Source organism: Phenylobacterium sp. (assembly GCF_030654915.1).
Taxonomy (GTDB): Bacteria; Pseudomonadota; Alphaproteobacteria; order Caulobacterales; family Caulobacteraceae; genus Phenylobacterium.
The window spans coordinates 1-15,664 of sequence record NZ_JAURWM010000079.1 but is presented as its reverse complement, the minus strand read 5'-3'; the positions used below and the strand labels follow the sequence as shown (position 1 = coordinate 15,664).

Below are 15,664 nucleotides of genomic sequence, written 5' to 3'. Positions count from 1 at the left end.
CGTCTCACCGTCGGCCGAGATCAAACAAATGTTCGAACCGCCTCTTTCCCCGGTTCCCCCCCTGCGCTAGCGTCCGCGCCAATCAATTTCAGACGCGGGAGACGGACATGAGAGCGGTGCTCAGCAAGGTGACGGGCGGCCCTGAGACCCTGGTGGTCGAAGACATTCCGGCGCCCGAGGCCAAGCCCGGCCATGCGGTGATTTCGGTCAAGGCGGTCGGGGTGAACTTCCCCGACGTGCTGATGATCGAGGACAAGTATCAGTCCAAGCCGCCCCGCCCCTTCTCGCCCGGCGGCGAACTGTCCGGCGTGGTCAAGTCCATCGGCGAAGGCGTCACCAATGTGAAGGTCGGCGACCGCATCCTGGCCAACACCGGATCGGGCGGCATGGCCGAGGAAGTCCTGCTTCCGGCTAATCGCCTGTGGCACATCCCCGATGCGATGCCGCACGACATCGCCGCGGCCTTCATCCTGACCTACGGCACCAGTTGGCACGCCCTGAAGGACCGGGCCCACCTGAAGGCCGGCGAGACCCTGCTGGTGCTGGGCGCGGCCGGCGGCGTCGGGCTGGCGGCCGTCGAGCTTGGCAAGGCCATGGGCGCGCGCGTCATCGCCGCCTGTTCCAGCCAGGAAAAGGTCGACTTGGCCATCAAGCACGGCGCTGACGCCGGCGTGGTCTATGGCCGCGGCCCGTTCGACCGTGACGGCCAGAAGGCGCTGGGCGCGCTGTTCAAGGAAGCCGGCGGGGCCGAAGGCTTCAACGTGATCTATGACGCCATCGGCGGCGACTACGCCGAGCCGGCCCTGCGCTCCATCGCCTGGGAAGGCCGCTATCTGGTGGTCGGCTTCGCGGCCGGCGACATTCCGAAGATCCCGCTGAACCTCGCCCTGCTCAAGGGCTGCGACATCGTCGGGGTGTTCTGGGGCACCTGGGCGGCGCGCAATCCCGAGCTGTTCTCGGCCAGCATCGACGAACTGCTGGAGCTCTACGCCCAAGGCAAGGTGAAGCCGCACGTCTCCGAGCGCTTCCCGCTCGAACGCGGCGCCGACGCCATCGCCCACCTCGGCAGCCGCCAGGCCATGGGCAAGGTCGTCGTCACGATCGACTAATGGATCTTTTCCTCCCCCCTCCCCCGCTTTGCAGGGGAGGAAGGGAGGCCTCGACGTCGCCTCGAACCCGCTCTAGTTATCGCCGATCACATAAAAACATATCGGGAGCGAGACATGGCGGGGCGTCTGGACGGCAAGGTGGCGATGATCACCGGCGCGGCTTCGGGAATTGGGCTGGGCACGGTCGAATTGTTTGTCGCCGAGGGGGCCCAGGTGGTCGCCGCCGACATTCAGGATGAAAAGGGCGCGATGCTGGAGAAGCGTTTCCCCGGCAAGGTCGTCTACGCCCATTGCGACGTCACCAGCGAGGCCGAGATCGAGGCCGCGGTGAAGAAGGCCAAGACCGAGTTCGGCGGCCTCGACATCCTGTTCAACAACGCCGGCATCTCCGACCGGATGAGCACCATGACCGAAATCACCGCCGAGGGCTGGAGCTGGATCTTCGACGTCCTGGTCCGTGGCCCGGCCCTGGGCATGAAGCACGCCGTGCCGCTGATGCTGGAGCGCGGCGGCGGATCGATCATCAACACCGCGTCCATCGCCGGCCTGCAGGCCGGATTTGGCCCCATCGCCTATTCGACCGCCAAGGCCGGGGTTGTCCATATGAGCCGCGTGGCCGCGGCCCAGCTTTCCCCGCAGAAGATCCGCGTCAACGCCATCTGCCCGGGCCTGATCGCCACCTCGATCTTCGGCGCGTCCTTCGGCTTGCCCCGTGAAGTCGCCGACCAGATGGCCGCCCAGGTGGCCGAGAACGCCTCCAAGGCTCAGCCGGTGCCAAAGGCCGGGATGCCTGACGATATCGCCCAGGCCGCGCTCTACCTGGCCTCCGACGCCGCGGCCTTCGTCTCCGGGACCCATCTGGTGGTCGATGGCGGAATCACGGTCGGCGGCCGTCACGCCTGGGACACCACGGCGGTCTCGCCGTTCGCCACGATCCTTGGCGACATGATCCCAGGTCAGTCTTGAAGCCGGCGCGCCGCGGGCCCGTCCAGTGAGTCCTGACGAAAAGCCCGCGGCGCCGAAGCTCGACCGCAATCTGCACGGCGCGCTGTGGATGGTCGCCTCGGCGGTCGGCTTCACGGCCATGACCACCCTGATCAAGTATCTCGGCGACGACTATCCGGCGTCGCTGCAGACCTTCTATCGCCAGCTCGCCGGCTTCGTGATCCTGCTGCCGTTCATCATCAAGCGGCGGGGAGCGGCCTTCGCCACCACGCGGCCGGGCATTCTGATCTTCCGGTCGGCGGCCGGGACGCTGGGGATGATCCTGTCGTTCTACGCATTTCAGAAAATGCCGCTGGCCGACGCCAATGCGCTGTCCTTCACCCGCACCCTGTGGCTGGTGCCGCTGGCGGCCGTGGTGCTGCACGAGACGGTGGGTCCCTTGCGCATCGGCGCGGCGATCGTGGGCTTCATCGGCGTCTTGATCATGCTGCTGCCGGGCATGAACGGCCAGTTCGCCATCGGCTGGCCGGCCCTGGCCATGCTGGCCTCATCCTTCCTGTTCGCCCTGACCATCACTGGCATGAAAGTGATGACCCGCGACCACTCGCCGATGGTGCTGCTGGTTTGGTCCGCCGCGCTTGGGCTGCTCATGGGCATACCCGGCGCGTTTCTCACCTGGCGGTGGCCCGAGCCTTTCGACCTGATGCTGCTGATCGCGATGGGCGTGCTCGGGACCGTGACCCAGGGCTGCTATATCAAGGGCATGTCGATCGGCGACGCGGCCGCCATGGCCCCCATCGACTATATCCGCCTGGTGTTCACGGTAATCGTCGGCCTGACTCTATTCAATGAGATCCCCAGCGTCTGGACCGTCGCCGGCGCGGCCATCGTGGTGGTTTCGACCCTGTTCATCACCTGGCGGGAAATGCAGGCCAGCAAGGCGGCCGCGACGGCGAGCGCCGACACCGCCTGAAGTCTCAGTCGGTGTCGCGGGCGAGATGATCCAGCAGTTTTCTGGCCTCGGCCTTGTGGCGCGGCTTGAGGTTCTTGCCGACGATGGCCAGCAAGGCGGCGATCACCGCCGCATCGTCAGTGAAGCCGACCACCGCCAGGAAGTCGGGAACCGCGTCGGTGGGCAGGACGAAATAGGCCAGGCCCGCCATCATCATCGCCTTGGCGCCGGTCGGCGTGGCCGGATCACGCGCGCACAACCAGATTGAGAGAGCGTCGCCGGCGAAAGGCACCTTGGCCGCCACGCGGCGGATCTTGGGCCAGAAGCCGCGGGTCACGCGCTGCTCATTGATCCGCGCCACCGCGGGCACGAGAGCCCGGGACGGATTCAGCGGATCCTTCGCGTTGAAAGCCGCCCCATTGACGTGGGGTGACGCTTTTGAGTTCGCGCTCATCAAGCTAAAGCCTCAGATAACAGGACCATACTAGACGTGAACGGGAGCCAAGCGTCCATGAAACTCGATTCCTCAATTTCGGCGGTCGTCACCGGCGGCGCCTCGGGCCTGGGCGAGGCCACCGTGCGCTCGCTCGCCAGCCACGGCGTCAAGGTCGCCATCTTCGACATGAACGAAGCCAAGGGCGAAGCGGTCGCCAAGGAAGTGGGCGGCGTCTTCTGCAAGGTCAATGTGACCTCCGAAGAAGAAGTCGACGCCGCCTTCGCCAAGGCTCGCGCGGCCCATGGCCAGGAGCGCATCCTGGTCAATTGCGCCGGCACCGGCAACGCTATCAAGACCGCCGGTCGCGACAAGGCCACCGGCCAGACCAAGCACTTCCCGCTCGACGCCTTCAACATGATCATTCAGATCAATTTGGTCGGCACCTTCCGCTGCATCGCCAAGTCGGCGAAGGGCATGCTGGACCTGGAGCCCCTGGAAGACGGCGAACGCGGCGCCATCGTCAACACCGCCTCGGTCGCGGCTGAAGACGGCCAGATGGGCCAAGCGGCCTACTCGGCCTCCAAGGGCGGCGTGGTCGGCATGACCCTGCCCATCGCCCGCGACCTGGCCGGCGACGGCATCCGCGTGAACACCATCCTGCCGGGCATCTTCAACACCCCGCTGATGAACGCCGCGCCGCCGCAAGTGAAGGAGGCCCTGGCCGCCTCCGTGCCGTTCCCCAAGCGCCTCGGCAACGCCGAAGACTATGCTCAGCTGGCCCTGACCATGATCACCAACGGCTACTTCAACGGCGAAGACGTCCGCCTCGACGGCGCCATTCGGATGGCTCCGCGCTAAGCCTTCGGCCGGGCCCGCCGGCATCGGCGGGCCCGGTGAATTCTCAGTGGCGCTTTACCTCGCGGCCTTTTGGGGGTTCCGTATCGCCGGAACTTCTTGGGGGGCGATGACAGCGCCATGATGGGACGTTTGGCGCAGCGGTTTGCGACGGCGATCAAACGCCCGCTCGCCTACGCCGCCGCCCTCGGCGCCGTCGCCGTCGCAGCCTCGTTGCGGGCCGCCCTCGACCTGGTGATGGTCGATCCTCCCGACTACATGATCTTCTACCCGGCCATCCTGTTCGCCACCCTGATCGCTGGCGCACGCGGCGGATTGCTGGCGACCGGCGCCAGCGCGCTCACGGTTTGGGCGCTGTGGCAGGACGACCCGCGCTACGCCATGCTGGTGACCTTCGTCGCCACTGCGGCCGCCACGGTGCTCATCGCTCGGGCGATCCGCATCGCCGTGCTTCGGGGGGTCACCGCCCAGCAACAGTCCGAGCACGCCCTACGCTCCGGCGAAGCCCGCATCCGCGCCCTGCTCGACAGCCTGCCTCAGCTCATCTGGTCCACCCGCCCCGACGGCGCCTACGACTACCTCAGTCCGCAATGGGAAGCGTTCACCGGCGTGCCCGCCGCTCGGCATTTCGGCCAGGGCTGGTTGGACGCGGTCCATCCCGAGGATCGCGACGGGGTGCAGCAGGCCTGGGCCCAGGCCGCCAAGGGTGGATTGCCCTACGACATCGAGTACCGCCTGCGCCGGCACGACGGAGTCTGGCGCTGGGTCAATGGCCGCGCCACGGCGATCCATAACGAGGCCGGCGGCGTTCATCGCTGGTTCGGAACCTCCAGCGACATCACCGAGATTATCGACGCTCGCAGCGACCTGGAGCTACGCGTCGCCGAACGCACCCGCGAGCTGGAGCAAAGCCTGATCGAGCGTGCCCAGACCGAGGCCGCCCTGGCCCAGGCCCAACGCCTGGAGACGGTCGGGCGCCTGACCGGCGGCGTCGCCCACGACTTCAACAACCTGCTGACCGTGGTGATCGGCGGCCTGGACATGATCCTCAAGCGTCCCGACGACATACCCCGGGTCACGCGGCTGGCCGAAGCGGCCCTGGCCGCCGGGCGCCGGGGCGAGCGCCTCACCCGCCAGCTTCTCGCCTTCTCGCGCCGCCAGGAACTGAAACTCGACGTGGTCGACGTCACCGCCTTGATCGAGCAGATCGAACCGCTGGTGCGTCGCGCGGTCGGCGAGGCCGTCAACCTCACCATCCGCCGGGACGCCCCCGTGGGTTTCGGCCGGTTGGACCCAGCCCAGTTCGAAGCCGCGCTGCTGAACCTCGTGGTCAACGCCGCCGACGCGGTCCCCGGCGCCGGGGGCGACATCGAGATATTCATTGAGCGCCGCGGCGTGGCGCCGGGCGAGATCGCCCAACTGGCCGCCGGCGACTATGTGGTTGTCGCGGTGACCGACAACGGCGGCGGCATGGACCCGCCCACCCTCGATCGGGCGTTCGAACCGTTCTTCACCACCAAGGATGTCGGCAAGGGGACCGGATTGGGCCTCGCCCAGGTCCATGGCTTCGTCAACCAAGTCGGCGGCGCGGTCACCATCGACTCCTCGATCGGCTTTGGAACGACAGTTGCGCTCTATCTGCCGGCCGCCGACGCCACGACGGCGGACCTGCCGCAGCTTCGACATGTCGACGAAGGGACTTGGGCTCAGGGCCTACGCGTGTTGCTGGTCGAGGACGATTCAGCCGTGCGAGCGGTGACCGAGGGTCTGCTGGCCGACCTCGGCTGTCATGTGGAGGGGACCCCCGACGGACCGAGCGCCCTGGCCCGCCTGCAGGCCGGCGAAAAATTCGACCTACTGATTTCCGACATCGTCATGCCCGGCGGCATGAGCGGCGTCGATCTGGCCAAGGCCGCCCAGGCCCGGGATCCGACCCTGCCCATCGTCCTGACCACCGGCTATGGCGGCGAGCGCCTCAGTGAAGGCGCCGAGGCCCTGGTCTGGCCATTGCTCCGGAAGCCCTTCCGGGCCGAACAGCTCAGCCAGGCTGTCCACAAGGCGCTTAAACGAAGCCGCGAGATCGCCTGAGCCGTTCTAGGCCGCCTGCTCCACCCCATCCTTGCGCAGGGTCCGCGCAATCAGCGTCCCGCCCGGCGCGGGCCGCAGAAGTTCGTTTTCCGGCCGCGACAGCGCCAGCCAGTCTAGGCCCGCCTCGGGTCCAAGGGTGACGATCTGGCGGTCGTGATAGGGCGCCACATCCGGTCCCGGCGCGGTGGTCAGCATGGAAAAGCAGCCCTCCCTCACGATCCCCGCGATCCAGAACCAGGTCTCGCCGGCCATGGTGAAGAGGTGGCGGTCCTTTAGCTTCACCTTGGACGCTTGGGGCGCGGTGTACTCGAAGAAGCCGTCGGCCAGGATCAGCACCCGGTCGCTATGGGCAAAATCCCGCCCCTCGGACCGAAAGTTGAACACCGGCGCCCCGCGCGGGCCGGGCCAGGCCCAGGTCGCGGTCGATCCGCTGAGCGTCCCGTCGCGCAGCCGCACGATCACCGCGCTGTCACGGATCTTGATTGAGGGTTGGGCGTCCAGGTTGGGGATCAGGCCGTCATGCCACTTGAACAGCGGCAGCGAGCGCTGATCGAATTCCTCGATCGCCGCGGTCAGCAGCTTATGGCGCTGGAACTCGTTGCACATAAGGCCGAGCCTACCGGCTCACACGCGGCCTGCAATGCGCCAATGAAAAGGGCGGCCGCATCGCTGCGGCCGCCCTCTCAATTCACCTAGTCGGTGTGGAAGCCTTAGGCTTCCTCAGCCTCGGCCGAGACCTTGCCCGACAGGTCTTCGCCAGTTTCCTGGTCGACGACCTTCATGCTCAGGCGGGTCTTGCCACGATCGTCGAAGCCCAGGAGCTTGACCTTCACGGTCTGGCCCTCGACCAGGACGTCGGAGACCTTGGCGACGCGCTCGTTGGAGATCTGCGAGACGTGGACCAGGCCGTCCTTGGCGCCGAAGAAGTTCACGAAGGCGCCGAAGTCGACGATCTTCACGACCTTGCCGGTGTAGATGGCGTTCAGTTCCGGCTCCGAAGCGATCGACTTGATCCACTCCTTGGCCGCATCGATCTTCGACTGATCGGAGGCCGAGACCTTGATCGTGCCGTCGTCTTCGATGTCGACCTTGGCGCCGGTCTTTTCCACGATTTCGCGGATGACCTTGCCGCCCGAACCGATCACTTCACGGATCTTGTCGACCGGGATCTTCATGGTCTCGATCTTCGGAGCGAACTCACCGAGCTCCTGACGCGGAGCTTCCATGGCCTTGGCCATTTCGCCCAGGATGTGCTTGCGGCCGTCCTTAGCTTGGGCGAGCGCCTGCTTCATGATCGCTTCGGTGATGCCGGCGATCTTGATATCCATCTGCAGCGAGGTGATGCCGTCTTCGGTGCCCGCGACCTTGAAGTCCATGTCGCCGAGGTGATCTTCATCACCCAGGATGTCGGACAGAACCGCGAAGCCGTCGGCTTCCAGGATCAGGCCCATGGCGATGCCGGAGACCGGCTTCTTCAGGGGCACGCCGGCGTCCATCAGGGCCAGCGAGGAACCGCAGACCGAGGCCATCGAGGACGAGCCGTTGGACTCGAAGATCTCGGAGACCAGACGGATCGTGTAGGGGAAGTCTTCCTGCTTCGGCAGCATCGGACGGATCGCCCGCCACGCCAGCTTGCCGTGGCCGACTTCGCGGCGGCCCGGCGCGCCCATGCGGCCCGTTTCCCCGACCGAGAAGGGGGGGAAGTTATAGTGCAGCATGAACTTCTCGTAGTACTTGCCTTCGAGAGCGTCGATCAGCTGCTCGTCGTCGCCGGTGCCCAGGGTGGCCACGACCAGGGCCTGGGTTTCACCGCGCGTGAACAGGGCCGAACCGTGGGCGCGGGGCAGGACGCCCACTTCCGAGACGATCTGGCGAACCTTGTCGACGGTACGGCCGTCGATGCGGATGCCGGTGTCCAGGATGTTGCGACGAACGACGTCGGCTTCCAGTTCCTTGAAGACGCCGCCCAGCTTGGCTGCGTCGATGCCGGCCGGATTGGCGTCCGACTTGGCGAACTTTTCGGTCGCCTTCGCCTTGGCGGCGGAGACGGCGTCCTGGCGTTGGCCCTTGGCGACGATCTTGTAGGCGGTGGCCAGATCCTTGCCGATCAGCTTCTTCACTTCGGCCTTGATGGCGTCGGTGTCGTCGGCGACGAACTCGAAGGGTTCCTTGGCGGAGTGCTCGGCCAGTTCGATGATCGCGTCGATCACCGGCTGAATGCCGGCGTGAGCGAACATGACGCCCTTCAGGACCTCATCTTCGCTGAGCTCCTGGATTTCGGATTCCACCATCATCACCGCGTCGTTGGTCGAGGCGACGACGAGGTCCATGGAGGACTCCTTCATCTCATCCAACGTCGGGTTCAGGACGTACTCGCCGTTGACCAGGCCGACGCGCGCGGCGCCGATCGGGCCCATGAACGGGGCGCCGGAGATCACCAGGGCGGCGGAGGCCGCCACCAGGGCCACGATGTCCGGATCGTTTTCCAGGTCGTGGGCCAGCACGGTGCAGACCACCTGGACTTCGTTCTTGAAGCCCTTGGCGAACAGCGGGCGGATCGGACGGTCGATCAGGCGCGAGGTCAGGGTTTCTTTTTGCGAGGGCGCGCCCTCACGACGGGGGAAGGAGCCCGGGATCTTGCCCGCGGCGTAGAACTTCTCCTGGTAGTTCACGGTCAGGGGGAAGAAGTCCTGGCCCGGCTTCGCGCTCTTGGCGAAGACGGCGGTGGCGAGAACCATGGTCTCGCCGTAGGTGGCCAGAACCGCGCCGTCAGCCTGACGGGCCATGCGGCCGGTTTCGAGGGTCAGCGTCTTGCCGCCCCACTCGATGGTCTTGCGTTTAATTTCGAACATTTTGCTTCTTTCTATCCCGCGGGCGTATTCCCAACGGGGGCGGACAGGGCGTCGGACTTCCGAAATCCTCTCCAGACAAACAGGCGGGGGGTGAGGATTTCTTTGGAACCCTCGGCGTGTAGCGAACGGCCCTACATGGGTCGCCCGGATCGCCGCTTGGCCGCTCCGGCCTGTTACGGAGCGAGCGGCGCTGTAGTCTAAGCCTGATACGCAAAGCCCCCGGTTTCCCGGGGGCTGACCTTTCGGTCCTAGCGGCGCAGGCCCAGCTTTTCGATCAGAGCCTGATAACGGCCCTCGTCGGACTTCTTCAGGTGATCGAGCAACGAACGACGCGCGGAGACCAGCTTCAGCAGGCCACGACGCGAGTGGTTGTCTTTCTTGTGGGTCTTGAAGTGCTCGGTGAGGTTGGAGATCCGTTCAGAATAGATCGCCACCTGCACTTCAGCGCTTCCGGTGTCGCCGGCCGAACGGCCGTGGGTCTTGATGAGCTCAGCTTTGCGCTCGAGAGTAATCGACATCGGTCAGTCTCCGCTCTTTTCCAGATGAAAGACCCGCGAAGGCTCGAGCTTGCCCGCACGCATCTCGCAGAGCGCCACCACGACCCCATCCACCATGGCTGAAACGGTTCGGGTCCCGGGGGTTAGCCGGGCCTTCAGCGCTTCGACCTGTCGGGGAACGAGAACGATCGGCCGTCCCTGCTTCAACTTGAAGGCATCTTCGGTGGTCACGGCCAACTCCGGGATGTCGTCCAGGGCGGTCTCGACCGGAAGCAGCGCCTCCAAGCAGCGGGCCTTATCGCCCAATTCTTCAAGTAATTCCAGCGTTATCGCCTTGGCTTCGTCGAACGGCCCGACCCGGGTCCGGCGCAAGGCGCTGACATGTCCACAGGCGCCAAGCCGCTCGGCCAGGTCGCGGACGATGGCGCGGACATAGGTGCCCTTGCCGCACTCGATCTCGATCTCGACGTGGTCGTCGTCTGGCGCCGACACTACGCGGGCGGCATGAATGGTCACCGCGCGGGGTTTGAGCTCAACCGTTTCGCCGGCGCGGGCCAGATCATAGGCGCGCTCGCCATCTACCTTGATGGCCGAAAAGATCGGTGGGATCTGCTGAATCTCGCCGACGAACTCCGGCAGCACCGCCTCGACCTCGGCGACGCTTGGTCGCACGTCGGAGGTGGCCGTGGTCACGCCTTCGCGGTCGAAGCTGGCCGTGGTCCGGCCCCACTCGATGGTGAAGCGGTAGGCCTTGTCGGCGTCGACCAGGAACGAGACGGTCTTGGTCGCCTCGCCCAGCGCGATCGGCAGGATACCGGTCGCCAGCGGGTCCAGGGTGCCGGCATGACCGGCCTTCTGGGCGTTATAGAGTCGCCGCACGCGGCTGACCGCGTGGGTGGATCCAAGGTCGTAGGGCTTATCAAGACAGATCCAGCCCGAGATCGCGTCGCCCTTCCGGCGCCGCGCCATCAGTCCTCGTCCTTCCAGGAGTCGGACGGCTCGTCCGGCGTCAGGTCCTGGCGGACCTTCGGGTTGTCGAACAGGGCCTTGATCCGGGTCGCCTCATTGAAGCTCTCGTCGTGCATGAACTTCAGCTCCGGCGTGAACTTCATGTCGATCACCCGACCCAGCCGGCCGCGCAGGAACTTGGCGTGCAGGCTCAGCGCCTTGACCACGGCCTGCGCGTTTTCCCCGCCCAGCGGTTCGATGAAGCACATGGCATGCCGCAGATCGGGGCTCATCCGGATCTCGGTGATGGTCACCGAGACGCCGGCCAGGGCCTCGTCGGTGAAATCTTCCTCGCGGAGAATCTCGACCAGGGCGTGGCGCATCAGCTCGCCCGCGCGAAGCTGGCGTTGCGACAGGCCCTTGGGGGCGTTCTTGCCCTTGGGGGGAGTAGGTTTCATTGACTTGGCCTTCAGAGGACCTGGCCCGCGGCTCGGACGCGGCAGCTCAGGAGAAGCGCGGGCTTCTAGGCGCGTGACCTGAAAAAGTCCACCCCCGCTCAGGCCCCGGTCCGCTCGCGGAAGAAGGCCAGCACTCGCTGCTCGGCCGCCTTGGTCGGGCCGTCCTCCTTGAGGTGGAGCGTCAGCACCGAGTGGGGCTTCATCGGCGCCGGCGCGGCGTCGGCGTCTTCCAGCTCGATGGCTTCGAACCGATCGCCGAACTCGCGCCGATAGGTGTCGAAACGCGCGTCGGGGACGAAATCGTCGCTCTTGAACCGCAGGCCGATCATCGAGAGGTCCTCGTCCTCGAACCGCTGGCGGACGCAGGCGATCTCCTTGGGCGAGACGCCGATGCCCGCGGCCCGCTTCAGGTTCTTACCGGCGAGCGGCAGTGAAGGCTGTGACAAGACCGGCGCCACGACGGAGGGCTCGGTCATCATGGCCAGGGCGAAACCGCCGGTGAAGCACATGCCCACGGCGCCGACGCCATGGCCGCCGCAGTCGGCGTGCGCCTGGCGGGCCAGCGCCTTCAGCCAATCGACGATCGGGCTCGACTTGTCGCTCGCCCAGACATTGAACTCCCGGCGAATGCAGATGCCGGCGATCATCTCGCGCAAGGCGTAGCCGGTGGAGACCGGGCGGCCGGGATCGCCAAATAGACTGGGGCAATAGACAGTCATCCCGCTGGCGGCGACCCGGTCGGCGAACCGGATCACCAGCGGATGCAGGCCTGGCATCTCGTGAATGACGATGACGGCGGGGCCGGAGCCACGCTTGAACACCGTTCGGGTCCGGCCGCCGTGGCTGAACGCAGTTTCCTCGTAGTCCGAAAGTGCCGCCGCATAGCCCATCGCCCCCTCCCCGGAAGTCGCTAGGCGAAGCTTAGGCCTATCGGCCCTTGTTCCGCAGCATCGAAAGATCGCCGTCGAAACCGGAAAGCTTCCAGGTCCCGTCTGTTTGCGTGAACACCAGCAGACAGGGTCCGTCTTTCTTGCGCGTCGCGCAGACCTGGCCCTCGCCCGTCGCCTTGAGCTGGCTGCCGATCGCCAGCGCGCCGGGCAGCGGCTTGGCCGCGTCATAGCCGTAGTAGTCGGCGACGGAACGGAACACCTGAGGCTGAATCAACGCGTCGCCGGCGATATCGGCCAAGGCCGGGGCGAGGATCGCCGAGAGCGCGCCCAGACTATCGCCGCCCGCCTTGCGGCCTTCGGCCGTCAACCGGCTTTCGATCTGACGCTTAAGCGCCGGGCGATCGACGTGGGCGTCGAAGGTGGCCTGGTCGTTGTCACGGATCGAGACCAGCAAGCTATGGACGTCGTTGGCGGCGTCATAACGCTGGGCGGTGGCGCAGCCCGAAAGCGTGAGGGCGGCCAGGGCCAGGACCAGGTATCTCATCGGGCGGGCTGTTCCGTGTAGCGAAGCATGTCGGTATCGTATCCCAGGCTCTTGGCGCGCGCGATCAGTTCAACGCGCTCTTGCGCCGACGGCCGGGCTTGCCGGGTCAGGATCCAGAGATACCGCCCTGAGCCCTCGCCGACGATCGCCCAGTCATAGGCCTCGCCATGATCGAGCACCCAGTAGTTGGTCATGAGGGCAGGGCCGAAAAACGACACCTTGAGCTTGGCGCTCTTCGGGTCGCCGGCCGGCTTGGCCTTGCCTTCCGACACTCGCAAAGGCCCATCGACCGTGGCCTCGCGGCAGCTGTTCTTGACCGCGATCACGCCGTCCGCCTGCGGCGTGTACTGGGCGGTCACCGCCTCGCAGTCCTTCTCAAAGCGGTTCTCGTAGCGCGCGAACTCGTACCAGAGCCCCTTGTAGCGCTGCAGATCGACGCTCTTGGCCGGCTCCGGCACGCTGGAGTTTCCAGTCGGGCCGGCGACGCAGGCCGCCAGGGCCAGGACGCAGAACGCAATGATCAGGACCCGCATGGACACCACCTCCGAATAACCGTCAGACCCAAATGACCGAGCCCGCGATTGGCTCCAAAAGAAAAGCCCCCCGGTTTCCCGGAGGGCTTTCTTGATCTGGATATAAGCAGAGCCCTAGAGGCTGCGCTTGACCTCTTCGAGGCTGAAGCACTCGATGACGTCGCCTTCCTTGATGTCCTGGAAGCCTTCGAAGAACATCCCGCACTCCTGGCCGGCGGTGACTTCCACCACCTCGTCCTTGAAGCGCTTGAGGGTCTTGAGGGTGCCCAGTTCCAACACCACGATATCGTCGCGGATGATCCGGACGCGAGCGCCGCGGCGAACCACGCCATCGGTGACCCGGCAACCGGCGACCCGGCCGACCTTAGTGATGTCGAACACCTGCAGGACGCGCGCGTTGCCGAGGAAGGTTTCGCGTTGTTCCGGCGCCAGCATGCCCGAGAGCACGCCTTTGATGTCGTCGATCAGGTCGTAGATGATCGCGTAGTAGCGGATTTCCACGCCTTCGCGTTCAGCCAAGGCCTGGGCCTGCTTCGAGGCGCGGACGTTGAAGCCGAGGATCGGGGAACCCGCGCCCTTGGCCAGCATGACGTCGCTCTCGCTGATCGCGCCAGCGCCTTGCAGGATGATCCGTGCACGGACCTCGTCGGTGCCCAGAGCGGCCAACGAACCCACGATGGCTTCGGCGGAACCCTGAACGTCGGCCTTGATGATGACCGGCAGCTCCGAGATCTTCTTGTCCTGAAGCTTGGCCATGAAGTCGGCCATGGTGACGCCCGCCGAGACCGGCGAACCGGCCTTCTCGCGCTTCACACGGGTCCGATACTCGGTCAGCTCACGAGCGCGGGCTTCGTTTTCCACGACGGCGAAGGGCTCACCCGGGCTGGGCGTGCCGTCCAGGCCGAGGATCTCCACCGGCACCGAAGGGCCAGCCGAGTCGAGCTGTTCGTCGCGTTCGTTGAGCAGGGCCCGCACGCGGCCGAAGTTGGAGCCGGCCACGACAATGTCGCCGCGCTTCAGCGTACCGCGCTTGACCAGCACGGTCGAAACCGCGCCACGTCCACGATCGAGCTTGGCCTCGATGACCGTACCGTCCGCGATGCGGTCCGGATTGGCCTTCAGGTCCATGACCTCGGCTTGCAGCAGGATGCCTTCGATCAGGTTGTCGAGACCGGTCTTCTGCAGGGCCGAGACTTCGATCACCTGGGTTTCGCCACCCAGGCTTTCGACCACGATCTCGTGCTGCAGCAGCTCGTTGATGACCTTCTGCGGGTTGGCGCCCGGCTTATCGATCTTGTTGATCGCCACGATGATCGGAGCACCCGACGCCTTGGCGTGGTGGATGGCTTCGATCGTCTGGGGCATGACGCCGTCATCGGCGGCCACCACCAGGATGACGATATCGGTCACGTCAGCGCCGCGAGCCCGCATGGCCGAGAAGGCCGCGTGGCCAGGGGTGTCGAGGAAGGTGACCGATTGGCCGCTTTCCAGACGCACCTGATAGGCGCCGATGTGCTGGGTGATCCCGCCACGTTCGCCACCGGCGACGTCGGCCGAACGCAGGGCGTCCAACAGCGATGTCTTGCCGTGGTCAACGTGACCCATGACCGCCACGACGGGCGGACGCGGGAGCAGGTGATCGTCGACATCTTCTTCGCCGATGAAGCCTTCTTCGACGTCAGATTCCGAAACCCGGCGCACGGTGTGGCCAAATTCGGTGGCCACCAGTTCGGCGGTGTCGTTGTCGATGACGTCATTGACCTTGAGCATCACGCCCTGACGCATCAGGAACTTGATGATCTCAACGCCGCGGGTCGCCATCCGGTTGGCCAGCTCGGCCACGGTGATGACGTCCGGAATGACGACTTCGCGAGCCGCGCGGGCCGCTTCCTGGCCGCCGCCCTTGCGCTTTTCACGTTCACGTTCACGCGCCCGGCGGACCGAGGCGAGCGAGCGCATCCGTTCGACGGCGCCCTCATCGTCACCGGCGACGGCTTGGATGGTCAGGCGGCCTTCACGGCGCTGGGCCGCGCCCTTGACGCGGCTGATCGCCTTGTTAGGGGCGCTGGCCGCGGTCTTGCGGCGCGTATCCTCGTCATCATCAGGACGACGACCGGTCTCACCGCCGGGGCGGGGGGCCGAACGAGCGGCGCGTTGAACTTCAGGCGTCGCAGGCGGAGCATTGGGCGCGCCAGGACGTGGCGGACGCGGTCCACCGGGACGTTCGCCCGGCCGGCCTGGGGCCGGACGCGGCGCGAGCGCCGAATAGCGAACGGGTTCGCCGCTGGGACGCGCGCGATCGCCGCCACCTTGGGGACGGTCGCCCTGCGGACGATCACCTTGCGGGCGATCAGTGCGCGGACCGCGATCGGCGCTTTGCGGCCGGTCGTTTTCACGCGCCGGCGGCCGTTGCTGGCCGCCACCGTCGGCGCGCGGGGCGCGCTGACCGAAGTTCGCGTTCTCGAAACGGCCGGGCGCGCGTTCGGGACGATACGTCGTCGTCGAAGCGCGGTCATCGCGGCGTTCGCGGGACGGCTCGTAGGTGCGGGTCTGGCCG

General features: G+C 66.2%; 15 protein-coding genes. 5 read left to right on the top strand and 10 right to left on the bottom strand.

Translation table 11 applies throughout. From position 1 onward, the window contains the following. Nucleotides 1–107: 107 nt before the first annotated feature. The 3 genes from Q7T84_RS03815 (at nucleotide 108) to Q7T84_RS03805 (ending at nucleotide 3,027) form a co-directional block, all read left to right on the top strand. Entirely contained in the window at nucleotides 108–1,109 is a 1,002-nt protein-coding gene (locus Q7T84_RS03815; protein ID WP_304806374.1) for an NADPH:quinone oxidoreductase family protein, read from the top strand. Between the two features lie 114 nt (nucleotides 1,110–1,223). Then, nucleotides 1,224–2,075, top strand: a complete 852-nt coding sequence (locus Q7T84_RS03810) for an SDR family NAD(P)-dependent oxidoreductase (protein ID WP_304806372.1) — start codon at nucleotides 1,224–1,226, stop codon at nucleotides 2,073–2,075. A gap of 88 nt (nucleotides 2,076–2,163) precedes the next feature. Further along, nucleotides 2,164–3,027 carry a DMT family transporter gene (locus tag Q7T84_RS03805; protein ID WP_304806401.1) on the top strand — a complete coding sequence of 288 codons (864 nt, stop codon included), beginning with the start codon at nucleotides 2,164–2,166 and terminating at the stop codon, nucleotides 3,025–3,027. Between the two features lie 4 nt (nucleotides 3,028–3,031). Here the strand turns inward: Q7T84_RS03805 and Q7T84_RS03800 are convergent, their stop codons facing one another. Next, nucleotides 3,032–3,460: a YkvA family protein gene (locus Q7T84_RS03800; protein ID WP_304806371.1), complete on the bottom strand. Its 429-nt coding sequence runs from the start codon at nucleotides 3,458–3,460 to the stop codon at nucleotides 3,032–3,034. Nucleotides 3,461–3,517: 57 nt separating this feature from the next. On the opposite strand from Q7T84_RS03800, the gene Q7T84_RS03795 reads away from it, so the two are divergent. Together Q7T84_RS03795 and Q7T84_RS03790 are read left to right on the top strand one after the other, a co-directional pair. After that, nucleotides 3,518–4,300 (top strand): SDR family NAD(P)-dependent oxidoreductase, encoded by a 783-nt coding sequence (locus tag Q7T84_RS03795; RefSeq protein WP_304806370.1) that lies wholly within the window; start codon nucleotides 3,518–3,520, stop codon nucleotides 4,298–4,300. A gap of 117 nt (nucleotides 4,301–4,417) precedes the next feature. Next, nucleotides 4,418–6,385: a PAS domain-containing hybrid sensor histidine kinase/response regulator gene (locus Q7T84_RS03790; protein ID WP_304806369.1), complete on the top strand. Its 1,968-nt coding sequence runs from the start codon at nucleotides 4,418–4,420 to the stop codon at nucleotides 6,383–6,385. A 6-nt stretch (nucleotides 6,386–6,391) separates the two neighbouring features. Here Q7T84_RS03790 and Q7T84_RS03785 read toward each other — a convergent pair whose 3' ends face one another. From Q7T84_RS03785 to infB, 9 genes are all read right to left on the bottom strand, one after another. Beyond that, the gene (locus Q7T84_RS03785) at nucleotides 6,392–6,991 is read right to left on the bottom strand and encodes an SOS response-associated peptidase family protein (RefSeq protein WP_304806368.1); all 600 of its coding nucleotides are present in this window, start codon (nucleotides 6,989–6,991) and stop codon (nucleotides 6,392–6,394) included. A gap of 104 nt (nucleotides 6,992–7,095) precedes the next feature. Beyond that, nucleotides 7,096–9,237 (bottom strand): polyribonucleotide nucleotidyltransferase, encoded by a 2,142-nt coding sequence (gene pnp / locus Q7T84_RS03780; protein WP_304806367.1) that lies wholly within the window; start codon nucleotides 9,235–9,237, stop codon nucleotides 7,096–7,098. Between the two features lie 248 nt (nucleotides 9,238–9,485). After that, the gene (rpsO, locus tag Q7T84_RS03775) at nucleotides 9,486–9,755 is read right to left on the bottom strand and encodes a 30S ribosomal protein S15 (protein ID WP_056023895.1); all 270 of its coding nucleotides are present in this window, start codon (nucleotides 9,753–9,755) and stop codon (nucleotides 9,486–9,488) included. A 3-nt stretch (nucleotides 9,756–9,758) separates the two neighbouring features. Beyond that, nucleotides 9,759–10,703: a tRNA pseudouridine(55) synthase TruB gene (gene truB / locus Q7T84_RS03770; protein ID WP_304806366.1), complete on the bottom strand. Its 945-nt coding sequence runs from the start codon at nucleotides 10,701–10,703 to the stop codon at nucleotides 9,759–9,761. Next, nucleotides 10,703–11,140 (bottom strand): 30S ribosome-binding factor RbfA, encoded by a 438-nt coding sequence (rbfA, locus tag Q7T84_RS03765; RefSeq protein ID WP_304806365.1) that lies wholly within the window; start codon nucleotides 11,138–11,140, stop codon nucleotides 10,703–10,705. The genes truB and rbfA overlap by 1 nt, the downstream gene beginning before the upstream one ends. A gap of 98 nt (nucleotides 11,141–11,238) precedes the next feature. After that, nucleotides 11,239–12,030: a dienelactone hydrolase family protein gene (locus Q7T84_RS03760; RefSeq protein WP_304806364.1), complete on the bottom strand. Its 792-nt coding sequence runs from the start codon at nucleotides 12,028–12,030 to the stop codon at nucleotides 11,239–11,241. Between the two features lie 37 nt (nucleotides 12,031–12,067). Further along, complete coding sequence (locus Q7T84_RS03755) at nucleotides 12,068–12,574, bottom strand: DUF2939 domain-containing protein (protein ID WP_304806363.1); 507 nt, start codon at nucleotides 12,572–12,574, stop codon at nucleotides 12,068–12,070. Next, nucleotides 12,571–13,107: a lipocalin family protein gene (locus Q7T84_RS03750; protein WP_304806362.1), complete on the bottom strand. Its 537-nt coding sequence runs from the start codon at nucleotides 13,105–13,107 to the stop codon at nucleotides 12,571–12,573. The genes Q7T84_RS03755 and Q7T84_RS03750 overlap by 4 nt, the downstream gene beginning before the upstream one ends. 114 nt (nucleotides 13,108–13,221) lie before the next feature. Further along, nucleotides 13,222–15,664, bottom strand: a 2,443-nt coding sequence (infB, locus tag Q7T84_RS03745; RefSeq protein WP_304806361.1) for a translation initiation factor IF-2, incomplete at its 5' end; no start/stop codon positions are given.

What these genes read in the sequence shown, in the direction of transcription:
- pnp (WP_304806367.1), bottom strand. Translation starts at nt 9,237, where the DNA reads ATGTTCGAAATTAAACGCAAGACCATCGAGTGGGGCGGCAAGACGCTG.
- Q7T84_RS03810 (WP_304806372.1), top strand. Translation starts at nt 1,224, where the DNA reads ATGGCGGGGCGTCTGGACGGCAAGGTGGCGATGATCACCGGCGCGGCT.
- Q7T84_RS03785 (WP_304806368.1), bottom strand. Translation starts at nt 6,991, where the DNA reads ATGTGCAACGAGTTCCAGCGCCATAAGCTGCTGACCGCGGCGATCGAG.
- Q7T84_RS03760 (WP_304806364.1), bottom strand. Translation starts at nt 12,030, where the DNA reads ATGGGCTATGCGGCGGCACTTTCGGACTACGAGGAAACTGCGTTCAGC.
- truB (WP_304806366.1), bottom strand. Translation starts at nt 10,703, where the DNA reads ATGGCGCGGCGCCGGAAGGGCGACGCGATCTCGGGCTGGATCTGTCTT.
- Q7T84_RS03805 (WP_304806401.1), top strand. Translation starts at nt 2,164, where the DNA reads ATGGTCGCCTCGGCGGTCGGCTTCACGGCCATGACCACCCTGATCAAG.
- Q7T84_RS03790 (WP_304806369.1), top strand. Translation starts at nt 4,418, where the DNA reads ATGATGGGACGTTTGGCGCAGCGGTTTGCGACGGCGATCAAACGCCCG.
- rpsO (WP_056023895.1), bottom strand. Translation starts at nt 9,755, where the DNA reads ATGTCGATTACTCTCGAGCGCAAAGCTGAGCTCATCAAGACCCACGGC.
- Q7T84_RS03755 (WP_304806363.1), bottom strand. Translation starts at nt 12,574, where the DNA reads ATGAGATACCTGGTCCTGGCCCTGGCCGCCCTCACGCTTTCGGGCTGC.
- Q7T84_RS03815 (WP_304806374.1), top strand. Translation starts at nt 108, where the DNA reads ATGAGAGCGGTGCTCAGCAAGGTGACGGGCGGCCCTGAGACCCTGGTG.
- Q7T84_RS03795 (WP_304806370.1), top strand. Translation starts at nt 3,518, where the DNA reads ATGAAACTCGATTCCTCAATTTCGGCGGTCGTCACCGGCGGCGCCTCG.
- Q7T84_RS03750 (WP_304806362.1), bottom strand. Translation starts at nt 13,107, where the DNA reads ATGCGGGTCCTGATCATTGCGTTCTGCGTCCTGGCCCTGGCGGCCTGC.
- rbfA (WP_304806365.1), bottom strand. Translation starts at nt 11,140, where the DNA reads ATGAAACCTACTCCCCCCAAGGGCAAGAACGCCCCCAAGGGCCTGTCG.
- Q7T84_RS03800 (WP_304806371.1), bottom strand. Translation starts at nt 3,460, where the DNA reads ATGAGCGCGAACTCAAAAGCGTCACCCCACGTCAATGGGGCGGCTTTC.